The 21,087-nt window shown below is 31.0% G+C and carries 21 protein-coding genes and 3 pseudogenes; 21 read left to right on the top strand and 3 right to left on the bottom strand.

What is annotated here, in order from left to right; translation table 11 throughout:
• Positions 1-43 precede the first annotated feature (43 nt).
• The 5 genes from AGR56_RS12405 (at position 44) to upp (ending at position 3,296) form a co-directional block, all read left to right on the top strand.
• Complete coding sequence (locus AGR56_RS12405) at positions 44-559, top strand: hypothetical protein (RefSeq protein ID WP_242851435.1); 516 nt, start codon at positions 44-46, stop codon at positions 557-559.
• A 12-nt stretch (positions 560-571) separates the two neighbouring features.
• Positions 572-1,624 (top strand): L-threonylcarbamoyladenylate synthase, encoded by a 1,053-nt coding sequence (locus AGR56_RS12410; RefSeq protein ID WP_053242490.1) that lies wholly within the window; start codon positions 572-574, stop codon positions 1,622-1,624.
• 33 nt (positions 1,625-1,657) lie between these two features.
• On the top strand, positions 1,658-2,113 hold the full coding sequence (locus AGR56_RS12415; protein WP_053242491.1) for a low molecular weight protein arginine phosphatase: 456 nt from the start codon (positions 1,658-1,660) through the stop codon (positions 2,111-2,113).
• 91 nt (positions 2,114-2,204) lie between these two features.
• Positions 2,205-2,654: a ribose 5-phosphate isomerase B gene (gene rpiB, locus AGR56_RS12420; protein ID WP_053242492.1), complete on the top strand. Its 450-nt coding sequence runs from the start codon at positions 2,205-2,207 to the stop codon at positions 2,652-2,654.
• 12 nt (positions 2,655-2,666) lie between these two features.
• On the top strand, positions 2,667-3,296 hold the full coding sequence (gene upp, locus AGR56_RS12425; protein WP_053242493.1) for a uracil phosphoribosyltransferase: 630 nt from the start codon (positions 2,667-2,669) through the stop codon (positions 3,294-3,296).
• Positions 3,297-3,444: 148 nt separating this feature from the next.
• On the opposite strand, the pseudogene AGR56_RS12430 reads toward upp, so the two are convergent.
• Positions 3,445-4,246 (bottom strand): annotated as a pseudogene (locus tag AGR56_RS12430) (metal ABC transporter permease).
• Positions 4,224-4,904, bottom strand: a complete 681-nt coding sequence (locus AGR56_RS12435; protein WP_053242494.1) for a metal ABC transporter ATP-binding protein — start codon at positions 4,902-4,904, stop codon at positions 4,224-4,226. Before AGR56_RS12435 ends, AGR56_RS12430 begins: the two are co-directional and overlap by 23 nt.
• A 252-nt stretch (positions 4,905-5,156) precedes the next feature.
• Between AGR56_RS12435 and AGR56_RS12440 the strand changes: the two genes are divergently transcribed.
• The 4 genes from AGR56_RS12440 to AGR56_RS12455 all read left to right on the top strand — a co-directional run bounded on the left by AGR56_RS12440 (position 5,157) and on the right by AGR56_RS12455 (position 9,279).
• The gene (locus AGR56_RS12440) at positions 5,157-5,645 is read left to right on the top strand and encodes a cytidine/deoxycytidylate deaminase family protein (RefSeq protein WP_053242495.1); all 489 of its coding nucleotides are present in this window, start codon (positions 5,157-5,159) and stop codon (positions 5,643-5,645) included.
• A 65-nt stretch (positions 5,646-5,710) separates the two neighbouring features.
• Complete coding sequence (locus tag AGR56_RS12445; RefSeq protein WP_053242496.1) at positions 5,711-6,748, top strand: MraY family glycosyltransferase; 1,038 nt, start codon at positions 5,711-5,713, stop codon at positions 6,746-6,748.
• Between the two features lie 79 nt (positions 6,749-6,827).
• Positions 6,828-7,979 (top strand): UDP-N-acetylglucosamine 2-epimerase (non-hydrolyzing), encoded by a 1,152-nt coding sequence (gene wecB / locus AGR56_RS12450; RefSeq protein ID WP_053242497.1) that lies wholly within the window; start codon positions 6,828-6,830, stop codon positions 7,977-7,979.
• Between the two features lie 121 nt (positions 7,980-8,100).
• Complete coding sequence (locus tag AGR56_RS12455) at positions 8,101-9,279, top strand: acetyl-CoA C-acetyltransferase (RefSeq protein WP_053242498.1); 1,179 nt, start codon at positions 8,101-8,103, stop codon at positions 9,277-9,279.
• A gap of 111 nt (positions 9,280-9,390) precedes the next feature.
• Here AGR56_RS12455 and AGR56_RS12460 read toward each other — a convergent pair whose 3' ends face one another.
• The gene (locus AGR56_RS12460; RefSeq protein WP_053242499.1) at positions 9,391-10,299 is read right to left on the bottom strand and encodes a LysR family transcriptional regulator; all 909 of its coding nucleotides are present in this window, start codon (positions 10,297-10,299) and stop codon (positions 9,391-9,393) included.
• A gap of 254 nt (positions 10,300-10,553) precedes the next feature.
• On the opposite strand from AGR56_RS12460, the gene AGR56_RS12465 reads away from it, so the two are divergent.
• The 12 genes and pseudogenes from AGR56_RS12465 (at position 10,554) to murA (ending at position 20,961) form a co-directional block, all read left to right on the top strand.
• On the top strand, positions 10,554-11,522 hold the full coding sequence (locus tag AGR56_RS12465) for an EamA family transporter (RefSeq protein ID WP_053242500.1): 969 nt from the start codon (positions 10,554-10,556) through the stop codon (positions 11,520-11,522).
• A 318-nt stretch (positions 11,523-11,840) separates the two neighbouring features.
• The gene (locus AGR56_RS12470; RefSeq protein ID WP_053242501.1) at positions 11,841-12,053 is read left to right on the top strand and encodes a hypothetical protein; all 213 of its coding nucleotides are present in this window, start codon (positions 11,841-11,843) and stop codon (positions 12,051-12,053) included.
• A 164-nt stretch (positions 12,054-12,217) separates the two neighbouring features.
• Positions 12,218-12,871 (top strand): F0F1 ATP synthase subunit A, encoded by a 654-nt coding sequence (locus AGR56_RS12475; protein ID WP_053242502.1) that lies wholly within the window; start codon positions 12,218-12,220, stop codon positions 12,869-12,871.
• A gap of 18 nt (positions 12,872-12,889) precedes the next feature.
• A complete protein-coding gene (atpE, locus tag AGR56_RS12480; RefSeq protein ID WP_053242503.1) occupies positions 12,890-13,126 on the top strand; it encodes an ATP synthase F0 subunit C in 237 nt (78 codons plus the stop codon).
• Positions 13,127-13,173: 47 nt separating this feature from the next.
• Positions 13,174-13,652: pseudogene (locus tag AGR56_RS12485) on the top strand (F0F1 ATP synthase subunit B).
• Between the two features lie 2 nt (positions 13,653-13,654).
• Positions 13,655-14,194: a F0F1 ATP synthase subunit delta gene (locus AGR56_RS12490; RefSeq protein WP_053242504.1), complete on the top strand. Its 540-nt coding sequence runs from the start codon at positions 13,655-13,657 to the stop codon at positions 14,192-14,194.
• A gap of 10 nt (positions 14,195-14,204) precedes the next feature.
• Positions 14,205-15,719 carry a F0F1 ATP synthase subunit alpha gene (gene atpA / locus AGR56_RS12495; protein ID WP_053242505.1) on the top strand — a complete coding sequence of 505 codons (1,515 nt, stop codon included), beginning with the start codon at positions 14,205-14,207 and terminating at the stop codon, positions 15,717-15,719.
• Positions 15,720-15,746: 27 nt separating this feature from the next.
• Positions 15,747-16,598 carry an ATP synthase F1 subunit gamma gene (gene atpG / locus AGR56_RS12500; protein WP_053242506.1) on the top strand — a complete coding sequence of 284 codons (852 nt, stop codon included), beginning with the start codon at positions 15,747-15,749 and terminating at the stop codon, positions 16,596-16,598.
• A 12-nt stretch (positions 16,599-16,610) separates the two neighbouring features.
• Positions 16,611-18,008 carry a F0F1 ATP synthase subunit beta gene (gene atpD / locus AGR56_RS12505; RefSeq protein ID WP_053242507.1) on the top strand — a complete coding sequence of 466 codons (1,398 nt, stop codon included), beginning with the start codon at positions 16,611-16,613 and terminating at the stop codon, positions 18,006-18,008.
• 15 nt (positions 18,009-18,023) lie between these two features.
• On the top strand, positions 18,024-18,431 hold the full coding sequence (locus tag AGR56_RS12510) for a F0F1 ATP synthase subunit epsilon (protein WP_053242508.1): 408 nt from the start codon (positions 18,024-18,026) through the stop codon (positions 18,429-18,431).
• A gap of 685 nt (positions 18,432-19,116) precedes the next feature.
• On the top strand, positions 19,117-19,587 hold the full coding sequence (locus AGR56_RS12515) for a YwmB family TATA-box binding protein (protein ID WP_053242509.1): 471 nt from the start codon (positions 19,117-19,119) through the stop codon (positions 19,585-19,587).
• 100 nt (positions 19,588-19,687) lie between these two features.
• A pseudogene (gene murA / locus AGR56_RS12520) lies at positions 19,688-20,961 on the top strand (UDP-N-acetylglucosamine 1-carboxyvinyltransferase).
• Positions 20,962-21,087 lie beyond the last annotated feature (126 nt).

A 21,087-nucleotide genomic window follows, 5' to 3' on the forward strand; every position in this document is an offset into this window, starting at 1 on the left:
TAAGAAAACAGAATGCAGCTAGTAATAGATTTACGTTTTCTATGTGCCTTATTTTTTTTCACTGCCAGTTGCATTAATTATTTCAAATCAAGCTAATATACTGTTTATACTCTATCTTGTTGTTATAGAGCTATTAATTACTTTAGCTATTTTAGCCAGAATGAACAATGATCTTTTTTCCTTTAAGTATGATGGCTATAGAATTAAAGTTAAGGATGGACTTTTTAAATCAACAAGTAATATAATATGTGATAAAGTTAACTTAGTTCATGCTGAGAAAGCAGATAAAGATATTAGAATAATTATAATAACTAAGTCTAGGTTTAGAAATAAATATCTAAAAAGTATAGATGCTAATTTTATGAAGAGATACCCTTATGCAGGATATCACTATGCAAGAATGAAAAAAATTTATCCTGAAAACAATTATTGCTATCTTGTGTTTAGAAATGGTGGTTACAAGAAGTATTTATTTCTAAACGAATTATTTAAACAATGCGTTCATGCGGATTTTACAGATGAAGCTATTGAGCAAATAAAAAAAAGTAGAGAAACCTGAGGTGTTTTTTATATGAATACTAAAATAATAAGAATGTACAATGATAATACAAATAGTAAGGTTATCATAGAGGCTGGAAATACAATTAAATCCGGTGGACTTGTTGTTTTTCCAACAGAAACTGTATATGGCTTAGGTGCAAATGCCTGTGATGGTGAGGCGGTTAAGAAAATATTTTTAGCTAAAGGAAGACCGCAGGATAACCCACTTATAGTGCATATTGCAGATTTTGAAAGTATAAATGAAATTGCACTAGAGGTGCCAGAGATTGCAAGAAAACTAGCAGAAAGATTTTGGCCAGGTCCAATGACTTTAATAATGAATAAAAAGCCTATTATATCAGATGTTACAAGCGCTGGACTTAAAAGTATAGGTATAAGAATGCCGTCAAATATTATAGCAAGAAAAATCATAGAGACTTCTGGCGTTCCAATAGCGGCACCTTCTGCGAATGTTTCAGGAAGGCCTAGTCCTACAGATATGGAAAGATGTGTGGAGGACTTGAAGGGTAAGGTTGACTACATAATTGGAGGAGAACAGTGTACTTTTGGACTAGAGTCTACAGTTATAGATTGTACAGTAGATCCCGTATGCATTTTAAGACCAGGCGCTATTACTTTGGAAATGGTAAGAGAAGTTGATAATAACGCTTATATTGATCCTGCAATTATGAAAAAACCAGATAAAGATTTTAAACCAAAAGCACCTGGTATGAAGTATAAACATTATGCTCCAAAAGCAGATGTTAAAATTATTGAAGGTGATTTGCAAAAAACTATTGAAAAAATCAATGAAATAGTGCAAAATTATATAGATGATGGTAAAAAGGTAGGGGTTATGGCTACAGATGAAACTATAAACTTCTATAACAATGTGGAAGTTATATCTCTTGGAAGCAGAAAAGACATGTACTCTATAGGAAAGAATTTGTTTGAAACTTTAAGAAGTTTTGACGATGATAATGTAGATGTTATTCTTTCAGAATCCTTTGAAGAAGAAGGGTTTGGAGTTGCAATAATGAATAGGCTTAATAAGTCAGCAGGATTTGATATAATAAAGGCTTAAAAAATAAATGTCAATTTAAGGAGGGGATAATTTATGAAAATATTATTTGTTTGCTCTGGAAATACATGTAGAAGTTGTATGGCGGAAGCTATATTTAATAGCATATGTGATATTGATGATGTTGAAGCTTTATCTGCTGGTCTATCTGTTTTTCCTGGAAGCAAAACTTCTTTAAATTGTTCTCTTATTGTTAATGAAAGCTTAAATTTAGATATATCGAATAGGAAAGCTGTTCAATTAAATCCATTTATAATAGAACAGGTTGATCTTGTTTTAACGATGACAGGGTATATAAGAGATGTATTAAGAGACACAAATTCAACTCATGCAAATAAAATATATTCATTGGGAGAGTATATAGGAAGTAATTTTGATATAAGTGATCCATACGGGGGGAGTATAGATATTTATAGAAAAACTTTTACAGAACTTAAAAGCGATTTAGAGGTTTTACTTGAAAAATTAAAGGAAGATAAAGGTATTAGGTGATACATTTATCTTCTTTTTTTGCGAGGAAAGATAAAACATCTGAATTTTTATATTTTAGCAATTTATTTATAATATTAGTGGAGGTGTTTGTATGAAAATAGCGATAGGAAGTGACCATGCTGGCTTTTCCTTGAAAAAGCAAGTGTTAGAGCATTTAAAAGAAAAAGGAGTAGAAGTAAAAGATTTTGGAACATACACAAATGAATCATGTGATTATCCTGATTTTGCACTAAAAGTTGCTGAGGAAGTTGCAGCAAAGAATTATGACTTTGGAATACTTGTGTGTGGAACAGGTATAGGAATAAGTATTGCAGCAAATAAGGTTCCAGGAATAAGGGCAGCAGCATGTTCAGATACATTTTCTGCACATGCATGTAGAGAACATAATAATGCCAATATAATTGCATTTGGAGAAAGAGTTGTAGGGCCTGGACTCGCATGTGACATTGTAGATACATTTTTAGCTTCAAAGTTTCAAGGTGAAAGACATCAGCGAAGAATTGATAAAATAACTGAAATTGAGAAAAAATATAGTAAATAGGAGGAAAAAATAATGAGTAAAGTAACACAAATATCACATCCATTAATATTACATAAATTAGCGTTTATAAGGAACAAAGAAACAGGTTCAAAGGATTTTAGGGAAATGGTTGAGGAAGTTGCAATGCTTATGGCATATGAAGTAACACGTGATATGCAGCTTGAGACTGTAGAAATAGAAACACCTATTTGCAAGACAAAATGCAAGATGCTTGCAGGTAAGAAGGTGGCTATAGTTCCAATACTTAGAGCAGGACTTGGAATGGTAGATGGAATGTTAAAACTTATACCAGCAGCTAAAGTTGGTCACGTTGGACTATACAGAGATGAAAAAACTTTAAAGCCAGTAGAGTATTTCTGTAAATTACCTCAAGACATAGAAGAAAGAGACATAATAGTTACGGATCCAATGCTTGCAACTGGAGGTTCAGCAATTGATGCAATATCTCTTTTAAAGAAAAGAGGAGCAAAATATATAAGACTTATGTGCCTTATAGGAGCACCAGAAGGAATAAAAGCAGTGCAGGAAGCACATCCAGATGTTGATATATATTTAGCATCAATAGATGAAAAGCTAAATGAAAATGGCTATATAGTTCCAGGCCTAGGCGATGCCGGCGACAGGCTTTTCGGGACTAAATAGTTAAAAAGGGACTGTCGCACTAAATATAAAAAATTACGAACTAATTAAAGTGAAGGGTTTTAACGATGAGGGCGAGTTAAAACCTTCACTATTATATTGCTTCGCAATTTTTTAGTGCGACAATCCCTTTTTATATAAAAGTTTTACATCAATTTGAAGCTTTTCTTAATATCAAGACTATGAGTAGTGTAAATACCGAAGCTAGAGCAATTGTCCCTCCAGGTGCACAATTTAAGTAATATGAAGAAAATAGTCCTAACATTATATCTATAAAGCTAAAAACTATAGACATCAATAAAGTGATTTTAAAACCTTTTTTTAACTGCATAGCAGTAGCCACAGGAACAGCAATTAAAGAAGACACCACTAATATACCTATTATTCTTATTGAAATAGCAATGGCAGAACCCACAAGTAAAGAAAATACATAATTTAAAAGTTTAGTATTTATACCAGAAAGTTTAGCACCGTTTTCATCAAATACTGTGTAAAGAATTTTATTGTAAAGAGAGAATATAATTGCAAAAGAAATGATGCTTATTGCTAATATTAAATATAAATCACTTTTTTTCTACGGTTAAAAGGCTTCCAAACAGAAAAGCATCGATATTCCCAGAAGCTTTTCCACTGCTTGTAAGTGTAATAGCTATTCCAACAGATAAAGTTAATACTATTGGAAGTATAAGATCAGAATATCCTTTAAAAAAGTCCTTCAATGCCTCAATTAAAATTGCACACAGTGAAGTAAATATAAATGCTGTGATTAAGGGATTTACATTTATAAGAAATCCGATTGCTACGCCAGCAAAGGACGCATGCGATAAAGTATCTCCTACCATTGATTGCCTCTTAAGTACTAAAAAGACACCTATAAGGGGACATAATATTGAAATCATAATTGCTGCTAGAAAAGCATTTTGTATAAAGCTAAGATGAAAAATTTGAATCATTTTGCATAACCTCCAAATTGCTGTGTAAAAAATCACTAGTTCTAAGTAAAATGCCATTCCCGTTATTTAATTTCAGTATATGCGTGGAGTAAGAATAAGCAGCTTTTAAGTTGTGCTCTACTGAAATTATTGTTACATTATTATTTCTATTTAAATGTTGCAGTGTAGAATATATATCATTTTGACTTTTTACATCAATACCAGTAGATGGTTCATCCATTATTATTGTATCAGGGTTTCCTATTAGAGCTCTAGCGATGAATACTTTTTGCCTTTGGCCACCAGATAAATCACCAATAAGACTATTTTTTAAATCTAGCATGCCGACAGAAAGCAAAGAATTATTTATTATATTTAAATTTTTTAAATGCAAAGTTTTCATATGGCAATTAAGTATTTCAAAAACCGTTATTGGAAAACCAAAGTTAAAGTTCTCCATAACCTGTGGTACGTAACCTATACTTTTAGAATTTATTTCTATAGTGCCTGAAGATGGAGATAAAAGTTTTAATATAAGTTTAACTAGTGTGCTTTTTCCGCAACCATTTTCTCCAATTATAGAAGTGTATGTTCCATCTTCTATTTTTATATTTATATTATTTAAAATATAATCGCTGGATTTTGTATAGGAAAAGCATAGATTTTTAATATCTATCATAATTAAATAGACCCTCCTAAATGTAAAGAACATTGTTTTGAAACATATATATATTATATCATTTTGCAAATGCTTTGCAACAATACTACTTATGGTTAAATATTAAAGTCTAAATAATTTACAACAACATAGAATATCATTGATTATTGTATATAAACTGTAAAAATTCAATGATAAAAACAAAAATTAGTGTGCATTTTTTGAGGTTTTACACTATAATTATAGTAGAAAAAAGCTTTAGGAGAGTTGAGTATGGAGAGAAGAGACAAAAATAATTACTATTTAGACATAGCTGAGACTGTGCTTGAAAGAGGTACATGTCTTAGAAGAAACTATGGAGCAATAATAGTAAAAAATGACGAAATAATATCAAGTGGATATAGTGGTTCGCCAAGAGGAAGAAAAAATTGTAGTGATATAGGAATATGTATAAGAAAGAAACTAAATGTACCAAGGGGAACTCATTATGAACTTTGCAGGTCTGTTCACTCAGAAGCTAATGCAATAATTAGTGCTTCAAGAAAAGACATGATTGGTTCAACACTATATCTTGTTGGAAAGGATGCTGATTCAAATACTTTAGTTGAAAATGCTGCACCGTGTTCTATGTGTAAGAGAATGATAATAAATTCTGGCATAGATAAAGTTGTCATAAGGGATTCTAAAGATAATTATAGAATAATAAATGTAAATGATTGGATTGAAAATGATGAATCTCTTTTGGGTGAAACTGAATATTAAAATATATTTATGGCGATTATTTAACTATGTATAAGTTATAAATTGCAGCTTAAGGAAGGAAAATAATGATTAGTACATATTACATATTTTTTATAGCAATATTTGTATCCTTTATAAGTACACCATTTGTAAGAAAATTTGCAAAGGCTATAAATGCAATAGATGTACCAAAAGATGCAAGAAGAGTGCATAAAAAGCCAATTCCAAAGCTTGGGGGGCTTGCTATATATTTAGGATTCCTAACGGCCTTGATTTTAAAGAATGGTCCTATTACAAGACATGAAATAGGAATTTTGATTGGTTCATTTATAATAGTTATTGGTGGAGTTACAGATGATTTAATTAATTTAAAACCGCTGCAAAAAATATTATTTCAAATTGCGGCAGCTTGTGCATTAATTGCCTTTGGAATAAAAATATCCATGATAACTAATCCGATAAGTAATTTAAATTCATACATAAAAATTGGATATGCACTAGGGATAATTTTAACTTTGATTTGGATTGTTGGAATAACAAATGCATTTAACCTTATAGATGGACTGGATGGATTAGCAGCAGGAACAGGAATTATTTCAGCAAGTACTATGGCATTAATTGCATTTTTGAATGGTCAAAGTAGGATAGAAGCACAGATATTATCGCTTATTTTAGCAGGAGCTATACTTGGATTTTTACCGTATAATTTTAATCCAGCATCAATATTTATGGGTGATGTTGGAGCACAATTAATAGGCTTTTTACTTGCGGCAATATCCATAGAAGGGGCTATAAAATCAGCTTCAGCAGTGGTTATTGCAGTTCCTATATTAGCATTTGGACTTCCAATATATGATACAATTTTTGCAATTATAAGAAGAAAAATAAATGGAAGACCAATAATGCAGGCAGATAAAGGTCATTTGCATCATAGGCTTCTTGCAATGGGACTTAGTCAAAAGCAAGCAGTTATAATCATGTATCTTATAAGTGCAGTACTTGGTCTTATGTCTGTAATAGTAATGCAGCTTACAAATACTAAAGCATACACAGTTCTTGCTGTAGTAATTGTAATTATAGTTATAGTTGCATTTAAATTTGGTCTTTTTAAGCATAAGGAATGAAATGTATTATTATGAAAAAATAGATATATAAGAATATAATAGAAATATGACAGATATGAATAAATGGAGGTATAATTCTATGAACAGGATTAAAGTAATAAGTATTTTCGGAACAAGACCAGAGGCTATTAAGATGGCTCCACTTGTTAAAATGTTAAAGAGCATGGATGAGTTTCAGGCTAAGGTTTGTGTTACTGCACAACATAGGGAAATGCTTGATCAGGTTTTAGATATATTTAAAATTTCACCTGATTTTGATCTTAATATAATGAAAGATAAACAAACATTGACTGGAATAACCTCAAGAGTACTTGAAGGCTTAGAATACATATTTTCTAAGGAAAAACCCGATATAGTACTTGTTCATGGTGACACAACAACTACATTTGCAGCTTCACTTGCAGCTTTTTATCAAAAAATAAGTGTTGGTCACGTTGAAGCTGGATTAAGAACATATGATAAGTACTTTCCTTTTCCTGAGGAAATGAATAGAAAATTAACAGGAGCTATAGCAGATTTACATTTTGCACCTACTAAAAAGTCTAAAAATAATCTGTTAAAGGAAGGAATAGACGAAAAAAACATTTTTATAACAGGAAATACTGCTATTGATGCCATGAAGCACACAGTAGAGGATAGTTATAAATTTAGCAATGAAGTACTTAATGATTTAGATTATAAAAACAAAAAAATTATAATGATAACAGCTCACAGACGTGAAAATTGGGGCGCTGGAATAGAAAATATTTGTGAATCATTAAAAAGAATAGTAAAAGAAAACAAGGATGTTGAAATTGTCTACTTAGTTCATCTAAATCCAGTTGTAAGAGATGTTGTATATAAGCATTTAGATAAAACTGAAAGAGTTCACCTTTTATCGCCACTTGATACAAAGGAAACTCATAATCTTATGAATAAATGCTTTATGGTTATGACTGACTCTGGTGGAATTCAAGAAGAAGCACCTCATTTAGGAAAACCAGTTCTTGTATTAAGAGACGTTACTGAAAGACCTGAAGCAGTTGAGGCTGGAAAGGTAAAGCTTGTAGGCACAGATGTTGAAAAAATTGTAGAGGAAGCTAATAAAATAATAAGAGTTAAAGAAGAATATGATAAGATGAGCAAGGCTATAAATCCATATGGAGATGGAAACGCATCCAAGAGAATAGCAGAAGCAATATTGTATCATTTTGGATTAACTGAAACGAAACCCAGCGAATTTATGATATAGAAAGTTTGTGTTTTTTTTAACAAAATCTATTGATAAAAAAATGAATAGTAGGTATAATTAACTTGTAAGATTGAAAAACGATTGATATACCTTAGATTAAAAATTTAGGAGGTTATTTTGAATGAAAGAAGTTGTAATAGCTAGTGCTGTAAGAACAGCAATAGGTTCATATGGAAAAGGCCTTAAAGATGTACCAGCAGTGGATTTAGGTGCAGTAGTTATAAAAGAAGCAGTTAAAAGAGCTGGAATAAAAGCAGAACAAATAGGAGAAGTTATTTTTGGAAACGTACTTACAGCAGGATTAGGACAGAATCCAGCAAGACAAGCAGCTGTAAAAGCTGGGTTACCTGTAGAAATTCCAGCACTTACAATTAATAAGGTTTGTGGTTCTGGTCTTAGAACAGTTAGCCTTGCAGCGCAGATAATTAAAGCAGGAGATGCTGATATAGTAATAGCAGGTGGAATGGAGAATATGTCAAGAGCACCATATCTTGTAGATAACGCAAGATGGGGAGTAAGAATGGGAAATACTCAGTTTGTAGATGAAATGATAACTGATGGATTATGGGATGCTTTTAATCAGTATCATATGGGAATCACAGCTGAAAACATAGCTGAAAAATGGGGTATTACTAGACAACAACAAGATGAATTTGCACTTGCATCGCAGCAAAAAGCTGAAAAAGCTATAAAAAATGGAGAATTTAAGGATGAAATAGTTCCTGTAACTATAAAAACTAGAAAGGGTGAGGTCGTATTTGATACAGATGAGCACCCAAGATTTGGAAGTACAATAGAAGGAATGGCTAAATTAAAGCCAGCATTTAAGAAAGATGGAACAGTAACAGCTGGAAATGCTTCAGGATTAAATGATGCTGCAGCAGCTTTAGTTATAATGAGTGCTGATAAAGCAAAAGAGTTGGGAATAAAGCCACTTGCTAAAATTGTTTCATATGGTTCAGCAGGATTAGATCCAGCAATAATGGGATACGGACCATTCTATGCAACAAAAGCAGCTTTAGCTAAGACTGATATAAAAGTTGAAGATTTAGATTTAATAGAGGCAAATGAAGCTTTTGCGGCTCAAAGTTTAGCAGTAGCAAAAGATTTAAAATTTGATATGAGCAAAGTGAATGTTAATGGCGGAGCTATTGCATTAGGGCATCCAATAGGAGCATCTGGTGCAAGAATATTAGTTACATTATTATATGGAATGCAAAAAAGAGATGCAAAACTTGGACTTGCCACTTTATGCATTGGTGGTGGACAAGGAACAGCAATAGTTGTTGAAAAAATGTAGTAATTAGTTATTTATATAAAAATCCAGAAGAAATTTAATCTTCTGGATTTTTATTTTTTACTTTGTTTTAAATAACTGTTCACTTTTATGATTATTTAAAGCAAAGATTTCTTAGTTTTTATCAATATTTTTTTTTAAAAAATAGCTTTGTTTGTAAAATTTTCTATAAAATTGTTTTGCGATATTAGATAAATAGTGATTTTTAGGCCATATAATAGCAAAGTTTGTTTCAATATATAAATCTTTGATTTCAAATAATCTTAATTTATCAGTTGATAAAGAGTCTACATTGGATTTTGGTAAGATAGCAATTCCGATATCATCATATGCCAAGGCAAGCATTAATCTTATGTCATCTGCCTTACAAAGAATTGAAGGCTTAAAACCATGTTGTTCGCAATAATTTATTAATTTATTTTCATATCTTCGGTGCATTATTAAAGGTTTATTCACTAAAACATCAATGTTTATTGATAATATATTTTCAGACAATAATGAATTTGTTATTGCGAGCATTGGAGTAGTAGAAACTTTATTTGAAATTAATATAAAATTATAGTTTTCGTAGTCGAATGGAGTTTTTACAATGCCAATTTCAATTGTATTATTTTTTAGAAGTTCAGTAATTCTAAGAGTATCACCATCCCATATTTGAAAATTCACTTTCCTATATTGAGCATGAAAAAATTTTATTTGTTCTGGCATTATAGTGGATATAGATGAGGTTACAGCACCTATATTTAATGTACCGTTTAATCCTTGATTTAGATCGTTAAGTTCTTTTTTTGTACTTTCAACTAAATTAATAATTTCTGTAGCCCTAGTAAAAAGTATATTTCCAGCATCGGTAAGGGTTATATTACGACTGCCCCTTTCTAAAAGACTTGTTCCTAATTCTTCTTCTAAAAGTTTTAATTGTTTGCTTAATGGTGGTTGAGCAATATGAAGTTTTCTTGCAGCAGCTGTGATTTGTTTTTCTTTTGCAACTGCAAGAAAGTATTTTAACTGTTTAATATCCAAGGATTACATCTCCTGTAAAATATATTTTTTTTGTATGAATGTATATTTATTTAATATTTTATAAAATTGTCTATATTTGCTATAATGATAAATAGTTTTTGAACTTAAAAATTAAGTTTATTTGCAGTCATTTATATACATCAATTATATCAGTACTAAAATAAATTAAAATATGTTTTGAAAACTTTCAAAACTTATGGAGGTTTTAAATTATAAAAATTCATTTTATAAAAAACTAACTGGGGGAAATATAAATGAAAAAGGGATATTTGTATATTATGTTATCGACAGTTTTATTTAGTACTATGGAGATATCGTTAAAATTGGTTTCTGGAAGGTTCAATCCTGTGCAATTGACATTTATAAGATTTTTTATAGGTGGAATTGTGCTTTTACCTCTTGCTATGAGAAATATAAAAAAAAGAGAAATCTTATTTGGACTAAAAAATCTAAAATTTTTTATTATGTCAGGATTTATATGTGTAGTCGTAAGTATGCTATTTTATCAACTAGCGGTATTAGATTGTAAAGCTTCCATAGTTGCAATATTGTTTAGCTGCAATCCAATATTTGTTATACCACTTGCATATATAATGCTAAATGAGTTAGTGTATAAGGATACAATAATTTCTATGATTTTAAACGTAATAGGTATAATATTTATAATGAATCCATTTAATATGACTAGTAGTGTTAAGGGGATAGTGTTTACCTTACTGTCTGCAGTTACATTTGCTTTATATGGTGTTATAGGTAAATACAAGAGTAAAAAATATGGTGGAATTGTATTAAGTTGTTTTAGCTTTATAATGGGAAGTCTTGAAATGTTTATACTTATTATGATTTCCAAAATAAGCTTTGTTTCATTATTTTTTGATAAGATAGGTCTAAAAATATTTTCTGATATTCCAATTATACAAGGAATAAACTCATCAACTATTCTTGCTTTAATATATATAGGTATTTTTGTAACAGGTCTTGGATATACTTTTTATTTTTTAGCAATGGATGAAACATCAGCTTCTATAGCATCATTAGTATTTTATATAAAGCCAGTGCTAGCATCCATTTTTGCATTAATAATTTTAAAGGAAGTCATTACCTTCAATATGATTGTAGGAATTGCATTGATAGCTGTTGGATCTTGTATAACTTTTGTATTTAATAGTAAAAGGAATAGTACTGTAGAAGAAGAGGATGATCAAGCAAACTTTACAGCGTAAAGGCAAATATGCATATATAATTTTGTATATACAATAGTATAGTTTTTATGAGTTTATACGATATAAGTATAGTGATAAAATATTTGATAGCGCAATGACAGGAATATGTAAATATTATAATTTTCAGTAATTTGAAATTTAATTTGAAATTTGAATTTATCAAAGCATTTGCAACTTATAGAGATTAAAAAGAAAAGAAACCGTTAATAAACTATTATAATAATAAAATATTGTTAAAATAGGCGAAAACAAAAGTTTATTTATAAAAATTAAAGATATATAATTAAGTCATTAATTTAAGTCATTGGAGGAAATAAATTGGAAACTAATATAAAAAGCATGCTGAAAAATGTTATTATATGCGATGTAATACTAGCAATATTAATTTGCGCCTTAACTTTGGTTGTAAAATCCTCCTATGTTTTTGTTGCCTTATTAGGACTCTTAATAGCAGCATTAAGTTTTACTGCTAATTCTATTATATCTGATATTGTTTATATAAAACAAAAAGGTAATAAGATTTTTTATTGATTGGGGGTATACTAAGAGTTGTTATAGTATGTATAATAGCTTTTATACTCTGCAAGATAAATAAATTTTATATAGTAGCCTATATGTTTGGGTTTACTGCACAGTACATATCTATAATAATATATGGATTAAAAGTTAAAAATGAATAGGAAGGAAGTGATTGGATGGAAGAAATTAAACCGCTGTTTGGCAGTTTTAAGGGAATATCAACTGGTATAGGAGTTCAATGGGCTATAATTATATTGGTTACACTTATAGCATGGCTTCTTACTAGAAATCTTAATAAAATGCCTGATAAAAAACAAAGTGCAGTTGAAATTGTTGTAGAATCCATAAATAACCTAGTTAAAGAAAATATGGGCGAAAGTTACAAAAGCTTCATACCGTATGTTGGAACATTAGCTATATTTATATTATTGATGAATTTGGCAGGACTTGTAGGAGCTCCTGTTCCAACAGAGGATGTAAGTGTAACGGCAGGACTTGCTGCTATAACTTTTTTTATGATCCAGGCTACATCTATTAAACGAAATGGTTTAGTTAATTACTTTACAGCTTTTGGAAAGCCAAAATTGTTTTTGCTTCCAATAAACATATTAGAGAGATTTACCACACCATTATCACTTTGCCTGCGACTTTTTGGTAATATGACAGCGGGTGGAGTATTGCTTAGTTTAATTTATAAAGGTATGGGTCATTTTGCATTTGTATTGCCAGTGCCATTTCATTTTTATTTTGACGTATTTGATGGCGGGCTTCAAATGCTAATATTTGTGATGTTAACTATGATTAACATAAAAATTACTGCTGAGGAATAATAAAGGAGGAAACAAATTATGAGTATTGATGCACACACAATGGCAATGTTAGGTGCAGGTATAGCTGCATTAGGTTGTATAGGTGGAGGTATTGGAACAGGTAATGCTGCTTCTAAAGCAGCTGAAGCTGTTGGAAGACAACCAGAAGCAAGTGGTAAAATAATGAGTACTATGATTATAGGTGCTGCACTTTCAGAAGCAACTGCTATATATGCATTCCTTATTGCTATATTACTATTATTTGCTAGTAAATAATAACTATTTATTCTTAAAATAAGCCTGAAGGGAGGCTTTTACGCGTAATGGATATAGATTTAATTAGAGTTGGTATAACTATAGTTAACTTTATAATTTTGTATTTTCTTTTAAGACATTTTTTATTTAATCCTGTTAACAATAAAATAGATTCTAGAGTTAATGCAATTAAAAGTGATATTGATAAAGCAGAATCTGATAGAGTTGAAGCAGAAAAGTTAAAAAATGAAAATGCACAAAAATTAGCAAAGGCAAAAGAAGAAGGAAAAGCTATAGTTGAAAACTATAAAGTAAAAGCTGAGAAGGTTTCAGAGGAAATAACAGGTGAAGCTTCAAATGAAGCTCAGGTTATTTTAGAGAGAGCAAAAAAGAAGCTGAAAGAGAAAAAGAAAAAGCAGAGGATGAAATTAAATCTCAAGTTGTAGAACTTGCCATGCTTGTATCTTCAAAAGCTCTTAACAAATCTTTAGATGAAACTGAACACAGAAGACTTATAGAAGACTTTGTTGCTAAGGTAGGTATTTAATTATGTATGAATATCTAGATAGGAGATATGCGCTTGCTCTATATGAAGTGGGTGAAGAAAAAAACAAAGTTGATCAATATATTTCTGATTTTGAGGATATTGTTGCATTAATAAAAACAAACAATGATATTCAACAAATCATAAAACACCCCAAAATGAGTACTTCTGTGAAAGAACAAATGTTTACCGATATTTTTAAAGGTAAAATAGATAAAGAACTGCTCTCTTTTCTGTTGCTTCTTGTAGAAAAAAAGAGAATTCATGAAGTGGATGGAATTCTTAACCAATTAAGAGAAATTTCTTTAGAAAAAAATAACAAGGTTATTGCAGAGATTAAAACTGTAATACCGCTTACAGATGATGAAAGAAAAACTCTTACAGAAAAGCTTTCAAAGAAATATAACAAAACTATTGTATTAAGAGAAATTATTGATTCAGATATAATAGGTGGAGTTTATGTAAGAGTTGGCGATGATGTTATCGATGGAACTATTAAACATAAATTAGAGAGCATGAAAAAAGTAATGCTTGAAGAGAAATAGAGGTGAGCCTATGAACATAAAACCTGAAGAAATAACTTCAATAATTAAAAAGCAAATTGAAGGATATGAAGATAAAGTAGAAACTGTAGATTCAGGTACTATAATAGAAATAGGTGATGGTATTGCCAGAGTATACGGTCTAGATAACTGTATGGCTGGTGAACTTCTTGAGTTTCCAAACAACGTGTATGGTATGGCTCTAAACCTTGAACAAGACAATGTCGGCTGCGTTCTACTTGGTTCACAAGATGGAATTAAGGAAGGCGACGTTGTTAAGAGTACAGGAAAGGTTGTTGAAGTGCCTGTTGGTGAAGCAATGCTTGGAAGAGTTGTAAATGCATTGGGGCAGCCAATAGATGGCAAAGGTCCTATAAAGGCTGAGGAATCAAAGCCAGTAGATATAAAAGCTACTGGAGTTATTGATAGACAATCAGTTAATGAACCACTTCAAACAGGATTATTAGCCATAGACTCAATGATACCTATTGGAAAAGGACAAAGAGAACTTATTATAGGAGATAGACAGACAGGTAAAACTGCTATTGCTATTGATACTATAATAAATCAAAAAGGAAAAGATGTAATATGTATTTATGTTGCTATAGGACAGAAACAATCTACTGTAGTAAACATTGTTAATACATTAGAAGAAATGGGAGCTATGGACTATAGCATAGTAGTATCATCAACTGCTGCAGATCCAGCACCACTACAATATTTAGCACCATATTCAGGTGTAACTATTGCAGAAAGCTTTATGTTTAAAGGAAAAGATGTACTTATTATATATGATGATTTGTCTAAGCACGCAGTTGCTTATAGAACAATGTCATTACTTCTTCGTAGACCACCAGGCAGAGAAGCTTATCCTGGAGATGTTTTCTATTTACATTCAAGACTTCTTGAAAGAGCTGCAAAGCTTTCTGAGAAACTTGGAGGAGGTTCTATAACAGCACTTCCTATAATAGAAACTCAAGCAGGAGACGTTTCGGGATATATACCTACAAATGTTATATCTATAACAGATGGCCAGATATTCCTTGAAGCAGAACTTTTCTATGCAGGTCAGAGACCAGCCGTTAACTCAGGTATATCAGTATCAAGAGTTGGTGGTAGTGCTCAGATTAAAGCTATGAAAAAGCTTTCAGGAACACTCAGACTTGAACTTGCGCAGTATGAAGAACTTGCTGCTTTTGCACAGTTTGGTTCAGACCTTGATAAAGAATCTATGAAGAGACTTGAAAAAGGTAAAAGACTTACTGAAATAATGAAGCAGCCTCAATACAAGCCAATGCCTGTTGAAAAGCAAATCATAATTTTATATGCAGTTGTTAATGAATATGTAATGGATATTGATGTTTCAAAACTTAAGGCTTTCCAAGAAGGACTTCTTGAATACATAGATACTCATTATAGAGATTTAGGAAAAGAAATAATCGAAAAGAAAGCATTAACTGATGAAATAAATAGTGAACTTGATAAGGCAATAAAAGAATATAAAAAGATATTTATAGCAGAGGAATAGTTTAAGTTCCTATGCGGGAGGTGAAGTATGGCAGGAGCAGGACTTATAAAGATAAAAAGAAGAATTAAGTCTATTACTAATACTAGAAAAATAACAAACGCCATGTCACTTATAGCCACCTCTAATTTAAGAAAATCAAGACAGAATCTTGAAGGAAACAAAGCGTATTATGAAGCTTTTAATGATGTTATGAGTAAAATTGTAAATTCATCTGATAAGGGAAATGCATATATTGCTGGTAATAAAAGTGATAAAAAGCTTTATGTAGCTTTGACTTCAGATTCTGGTCTTTGCGGAGGTTTTAACGGAGCTGTTGTTGCCGCTGCAGATGAGACTATGTGTAAGGAAAAAGATAAATCTTTACTTATAACAGTTGGTCAAAAGGGAAGAGCATATTTTAAGAGACTTAAATATGATACTGTTGCTGAATATGTTGATATTCCTAATGAACCAGGATTAGAGGAAGCTAAGAAGATAACTGAGCATGCTTTGAAGCTTTATGAAAACGGTGATGCAGGCGAAGTTTATGTGGTTTATACAAAATTTATTTCTACTATAAAACAAAGTGTTGAAATAAAAAAAATACTTCCGCTTGAAGCTAAAGAATCGGATAATAGCATGAGTGTAGCTGAATTTGAACCTACTTCTGATATTTTACTTGGTAGGGCAATTAAATTGCATTTAGAACAGCAGATGTTTAACTTGCTTTTAAATTCTAAAGCTAGTGAGCAGGCATCTAGAATGTCCTCAATGGATAACGCAACTAAAAATGCAAATGAATTGCTTGATAATTTAAATCTTCAGTATAACAGAATTAGACAAAGTGCTATTACTCAGGAAATTACAGAAATAGTTGGAGGAGCGGAGGCTCTTAAATAAGGAGGGAAACTGATGCCAGAACATGTAGGTAAAATTGTTCAGGTAATAGGACCTGTCGTTGATATTAGATTTGATGCAGAAAACCTTCCTGATATTTATAATGCGATTGAAATAAATATGGGAGATAAAAAACTTATTGCTGAAGTTGAACAGCACATAGGTGATGATATTGTTAGAACAATATCTATGGAAGGCACCGATGGATTAAAAAGAGGAATGGAAGCAATAAATACTGGTAAGCCAATATCAGTACCAGTTGGTAAATCTGTTTTAGGTCGTCTTTTTAATGTATTAGGTCAGCCTATAGATGAGGTTGGAAGCGTTGAAGCTAATGAATATTATCCAATACACAGACCAGCTCCAACATTTGAAGAACAATCAGTTCATCCAGAGATGTTTGAAACAGGTATTAAGGTTATAGATTTACTTGCTCCATATCAAAGAGGTGGAAAGATAGGTTTATTCGGTGGTGCCGGTGTTGGTAAGACAGTTCTTATTCAGGAACTTATAAATAATATAGCTAAAGAACACGGTGGATTATCAGTATTCACAGGTGTTGGAGAAAGAACAAGAGAAGGTAATGACCTTTATTATGAAATGAAAGAATCTGGAGTTATTGATAAAACAGCTCTTGTATTTGGTCAAATGAATGAGCCACCTGGTTCAAGAATGAGAGTTGCTTTAACAGGACTTACAATGGCTGAATATTTTAGAGATCAAGGCCAGGATGTGCTTTTATTCATAGATAATATATTCAGATTTACACAAGCTGGTTCAGAAGTTTCAGCTTTACTTGGAAGAATACCTAGTGCCGTTGGTTATCAGCCAACACTTTCAAATGAAATGGGTGCTCTTCAAGAAAGAATAACTTCAACAAAGCAGGGCTCAATTACATCAGTTCAGGCTGTATATGTACCTGCTGATGACCTTACAGATCCTGCACCAGCAACAACATTCTCGCATCTTGATGCAACAACTGTTCTTTCAAGATCAATATCTGCACTTGGAATATATCCAGCAGTTGATCCTCTTGAATCATCATCAAGAATACTTGATCCAAGAATTGTTGGAGAAGAACACTATGAAGTTGCAAACAAAGTTAAGCATATACTTGAAAGATATGCAGAACTTCAGGATATAATTGCAATACTTGGTGTTGATGAACTTTCCGAAGATGATAGATTACTTGTTGGAAGAGCAAGAAGAATTCAAAGATTTCTTTCACAAGCATTTAGTGTTGCTGAACAGTTTACAGGAATACCAGGTCAATATGTAACTGTAAAAGATACTATAAGAAGTTTTAAAGAAATTCTTGATGGTAAATGTGATGATCTTCCAGAAGCTGCATTTTTACTTGCAGGTACTATTGAAGATGTAAGAGAAAAAGCTAAAAAAATGATGGAAAGCTAAAAGGAGTGATTTAGTATGGCAACAAACATGAAATTGAGCATACTAACACCTAAAAAGACGTTTTATGTTGGAGAAGTAAGTGAAATTTCAACAAAAACTGTTGAAGGCGGATTGGGTATACTTGGAAATCACTCGGATATGGTTGCTTTTTTACAACCAACAGAAACCAAATTTATTCAAGCAGATGGTACGGAGAAAAGAGCTTTTACATCTACAGGAGTTTTAAATGTAGGAGCATCAGAAGTCACATTTATGTGTGATGCTAGTGAGTGGCCAGAAGATATTGACGTTAATAGAGCTGAGGAAGCTAAAGAAAGAGCCGAAAAAAGAATTAGGGATGCTAAAAATGATAATGTTGATCTTAAAAGGGCAGAACTCGCTTTATCAAGAGCTCTTGCAAGGATAAAGGTTAAAGAAAAGTAAATATAATAAAAACCAGAAATTTATTTTCTGGTTTTTATTATTTTTTGAAAGTAAACATATGCGGGGCTTGGGCGGCAGCCCATTATCCTTCTAGAACCTAATGTAAATACTTTCTTAGCAAACAAGATAAACTAAAAAAAAGACAAATTGAGATTGCGGGGCTTGGGCGGCAGCCATTATCCTTCTAGAACCTAATGTAAATACTTTCTTAGCAAACAAGATAAACTAAAAAAAAGACAAATTGAGATTGCGGGAATTTAGTGGAAGCTTTAAAACGTATTTTATCTAGTTATAGAAGGTAATGGAACTTCATCCCAAACCACGTAAATGTTTATTCACATTTCATGTGGAATTTTTATATATTGATAATATAGAGAAATCAAATTCGAAACTATTAAATTTAATTTTCTCCCTTCTTTTAGAATAAAAAAATTTTAAATTTAGTGAATAATCTTAAGGAAAAGAGGGGGAAATAAATGAATAGTAAAAAATTTTTGTTGCAATTTTATTAATACTATCAGTAATTATAAACATTTATGTAGTAAAAATTAATGCAGTAACTAATGATGATTATTTAAGCAATGCATTAAAGGAAACTAATAGTACTATAGAAGAAATAGGTCTAACCACAAATTATAAAACAAATAATAATGGAGAAAAAGAGTGCAAAAACTGGATTAAAAATATGAACTTAAATAATAAAAAAGTAACAATTTATAATGGTAAAAGTTACTGTATCAATTTTGATAATAAGGATGTATCCGGATATATCGAAAGTGTAAAAAAAGCTGATTATTATGATATATCAATATATATAAAATTGCTTACAAATAAAAATAACATTGATGAATTAAAAAGAAAAGTAACAAAATCAATTGGAGGCAAAAGTACTCCTTATATGTATATAAAAGCTAAAAGTAAGCTAAAAAATATTAGTAAAGTAGCATGTAGTATTAAGGGTTATTTTGATAAGAATGGGGTTAAAAACTTAAAGACCACAAGGATGAACAATATTTTAAGTACAACTATGTATACTGGAAGGTATGATTATATATTTGATAATAATAAAAAGGTAGATTTAAACTATGCTGTATGCAAGTATAATGATGGAATTTATATTATGATAGGCACTCCAATTTTAAACATAAATTATTAAAAATGGTGCTAAAATAAAATTCATACTGAAATAAATGACTATAATCTAATTATTTATTGCAAATAGTAAATTATAAACAAGTTATGAGTGGAGGATTAAAATGAGTAAATTTATTATAAAGGGTGGGGAAACTCTAAATGGTGAAGTGAATATAAGTTCAGCTAAAAATGCTGTTTTACCTATAATAGCTGCAACCATTTTGAGCAGTGATAAATGTGTAATAGAAAATTGTCCTATGCTACTGGATGTTTTTGTAATTATCGACTTATTAAAAACACTTGGAGCAAAAGTTAATATAGATTTACTTAAAAATAGACTTGAAATAGATACTTCTGATGTAAAATGTGTAGATATTGATAGTGAATTAGTTAGAAAAATGAGAGGATCATTTTTTATTATGGGCCCCATGATTTCAAGATTTGGTAAAGTAAAGATGGCACTTCCAGGAGGATGTAACATAGGAACCAGGCCTGTAGATTTGCACCTTAAAGGCTTTAAAGCATTGGGCGTGGATATAAATATAGATCATGGATATGTTGAGGCTAGTAGTGGAAAACTTTTGGGAAATAAAATTTATCTTGATTTTCCGTCGGTAGGTGCTACAGAAAATATAATAATGGCTTCCATTTTTGCAGAAGGTGAAACCATAATAGAAAATGCAGCAGAAGAACCAGAGGTTGCAGATTTATCAAATTTTTTGAATAAAATGGGTGCTAATATAAGTGGCATTGGTACAGACATGATTACTATTAAAGGCGTAAAAAAATTGAAGGGTACTACCTATAGACCTATTTACGATAGAATTGAGATTGGAACTTTTATGATTGCTGCTGCGATAACAAAAAGTTTAATAAAAATAAATGGTATTAATGAAGAACATATAAAACCTATAATAGCTAAACTTGCAGAAATGGGAGTTTCCATGGAAAAAGATGATAATACCTTGATTGTTGATGGTAGAAGAAGATTAAAACCTGTTGATATAAAAACAATGCCATATCCTGGATTTCCTACTGATATGCAGCCACAAATAATGGCACTTTTATGCTCTGTGGATGGCACTAGTGTTGTAACAGAAACTATTTTTGAAAATAGATTTATGCATGTTCCAGAAATGACACGAATGGGCGCTAATATCAAGATTGATGGCAGAAGTGCAATTATACATGGTGGAAACGGATTTACTGGGGCTAGTGTAAAAGCTACAGATTTAAGAGCAGGAGCTGCACTTATTCTATTAGGTTTAGTTACAGAAGGAGAAACTGAGATAGCTGATATTTACCATGTAGATAGAGGTTATGTAAATATAGAAAAAAACTTCAAAAGCTAGGAGCAAATATAAAAAGAGTGGCTAGCAGTTCATGTGATTCATGAACTTAAAATACAAAAATAGTATTTAAAAAGTAATAAGTTCCTATATATAATAGAACATTCAAAGGTTTTTGTGAATAGATCTTTGAATGTTCTATTATATTTTCTATAACTTCAATTCCATTAGTG

Source organism: Clostridium sp. DMHC 10, from assembly GCF_001270375.1.
Classification (GTDB): domain Bacteria; phylum Bacillota; class Clostridia; order Clostridiales; family Clostridiaceae; genus Clostridium_S; species Clostridium_S guangxiense.

What these genes read in the sequence shown, in the direction of transcription:
- atpG (WP_053242506.1), top strand. Translation starts at nt 15,747, where the DNA reads ATGGCAGGAGCAGGACTTATAAAGATAAAAAGAAGAATTAAGTCTATT.
- atpA (WP_053242505.1), top strand. Translation starts at nt 14,205, where the DNA reads ATGAACATAAAACCTGAAGAAATAACTTCAATAATTAAAAAGCAAATT.
- atpD (WP_053242507.1), top strand. Translation starts at nt 16,611, where the DNA reads ATGCCAGAACATGTAGGTAAAATTGTTCAGGTAATAGGACCTGTCGTT.
- AGR56_RS12445 (WP_053242496.1), top strand. Translation starts at nt 5,711, where the DNA reads ATGATTAGTACATATTACATATTTTTTATAGCAATATTTGTATCCTTT.
- AGR56_RS12415 (WP_053242491.1), top strand. Translation starts at nt 1,658, where the DNA reads ATGAAAATATTATTTGTTTGCTCTGGAAATACATGTAGAAGTTGTATG.
- AGR56_RS12490 (WP_053242504.1), top strand. Translation starts at nt 13,655, where the DNA reads ATGTATGAATATCTAGATAGGAGATATGCGCTTGCTCTATATGAAGTG.
- AGR56_RS12515 (WP_053242509.1), top strand. Translation starts at nt 19,117, where the DNA reads ATGAACTTAAATAATAAAAAAGTAACAATTTATAATGGTAAAAGTTAC.
- AGR56_RS12465 (WP_053242500.1), top strand. Translation starts at nt 10,554, where the DNA reads ATGAAAAAGGGATATTTGTATATTATGTTATCGACAGTTTTATTTAGT.
- AGR56_RS12510 (WP_053242508.1), top strand. Translation starts at nt 18,024, where the DNA reads ATGGCAACAAACATGAAATTGAGCATACTAACACCTAAAAAGACGTTT.
- AGR56_RS12435 (WP_053242494.1), bottom strand. Translation starts at nt 4,904, where the DNA reads ATGATAGATATTAAAAATCTATGCTTTTCCTATACAAAATCCAGCGAT.
- AGR56_RS12410 (WP_053242490.1), top strand. Translation starts at nt 572, where the DNA reads ATGAATACTAAAATAATAAGAATGTACAATGATAATACAAATAGTAAG.
- atpE (WP_053242503.1), top strand. Translation starts at nt 12,890, where the DNA reads ATGAGTATTGATGCACACACAATGGCAATGTTAGGTGCAGGTATAGCT.
- wecB (WP_053242497.1), top strand. Translation starts at nt 6,828, where the DNA reads ATGAACAGGATTAAAGTAATAAGTATTTTCGGAACAAGACCAGAGGCT.
- AGR56_RS12440 (WP_053242495.1), top strand. Translation starts at nt 5,157, where the DNA reads ATGGAGAGAAGAGACAAAAATAATTACTATTTAGACATAGCTGAGACT.
- upp (WP_053242493.1), top strand. Translation starts at nt 2,667, where the DNA reads ATGAGTAAAGTAACACAAATATCACATCCATTAATATTACATAAATTA.
- AGR56_RS12475 (WP_053242502.1), top strand. Translation starts at nt 12,218, where the DNA reads ATGGAAGAAATTAAACCGCTGTTTGGCAGTTTTAAGGGAATATCAACT.
- rpiB (WP_053242492.1), top strand. Translation starts at nt 2,205, where the DNA reads ATGAAAATAGCGATAGGAAGTGACCATGCTGGCTTTTCCTTGAAAAAG.
- AGR56_RS12455 (WP_053242498.1), top strand. Translation starts at nt 8,101, where the DNA reads ATGAAAGAAGTTGTAATAGCTAGTGCTGTAAGAACAGCAATAGGTTCA.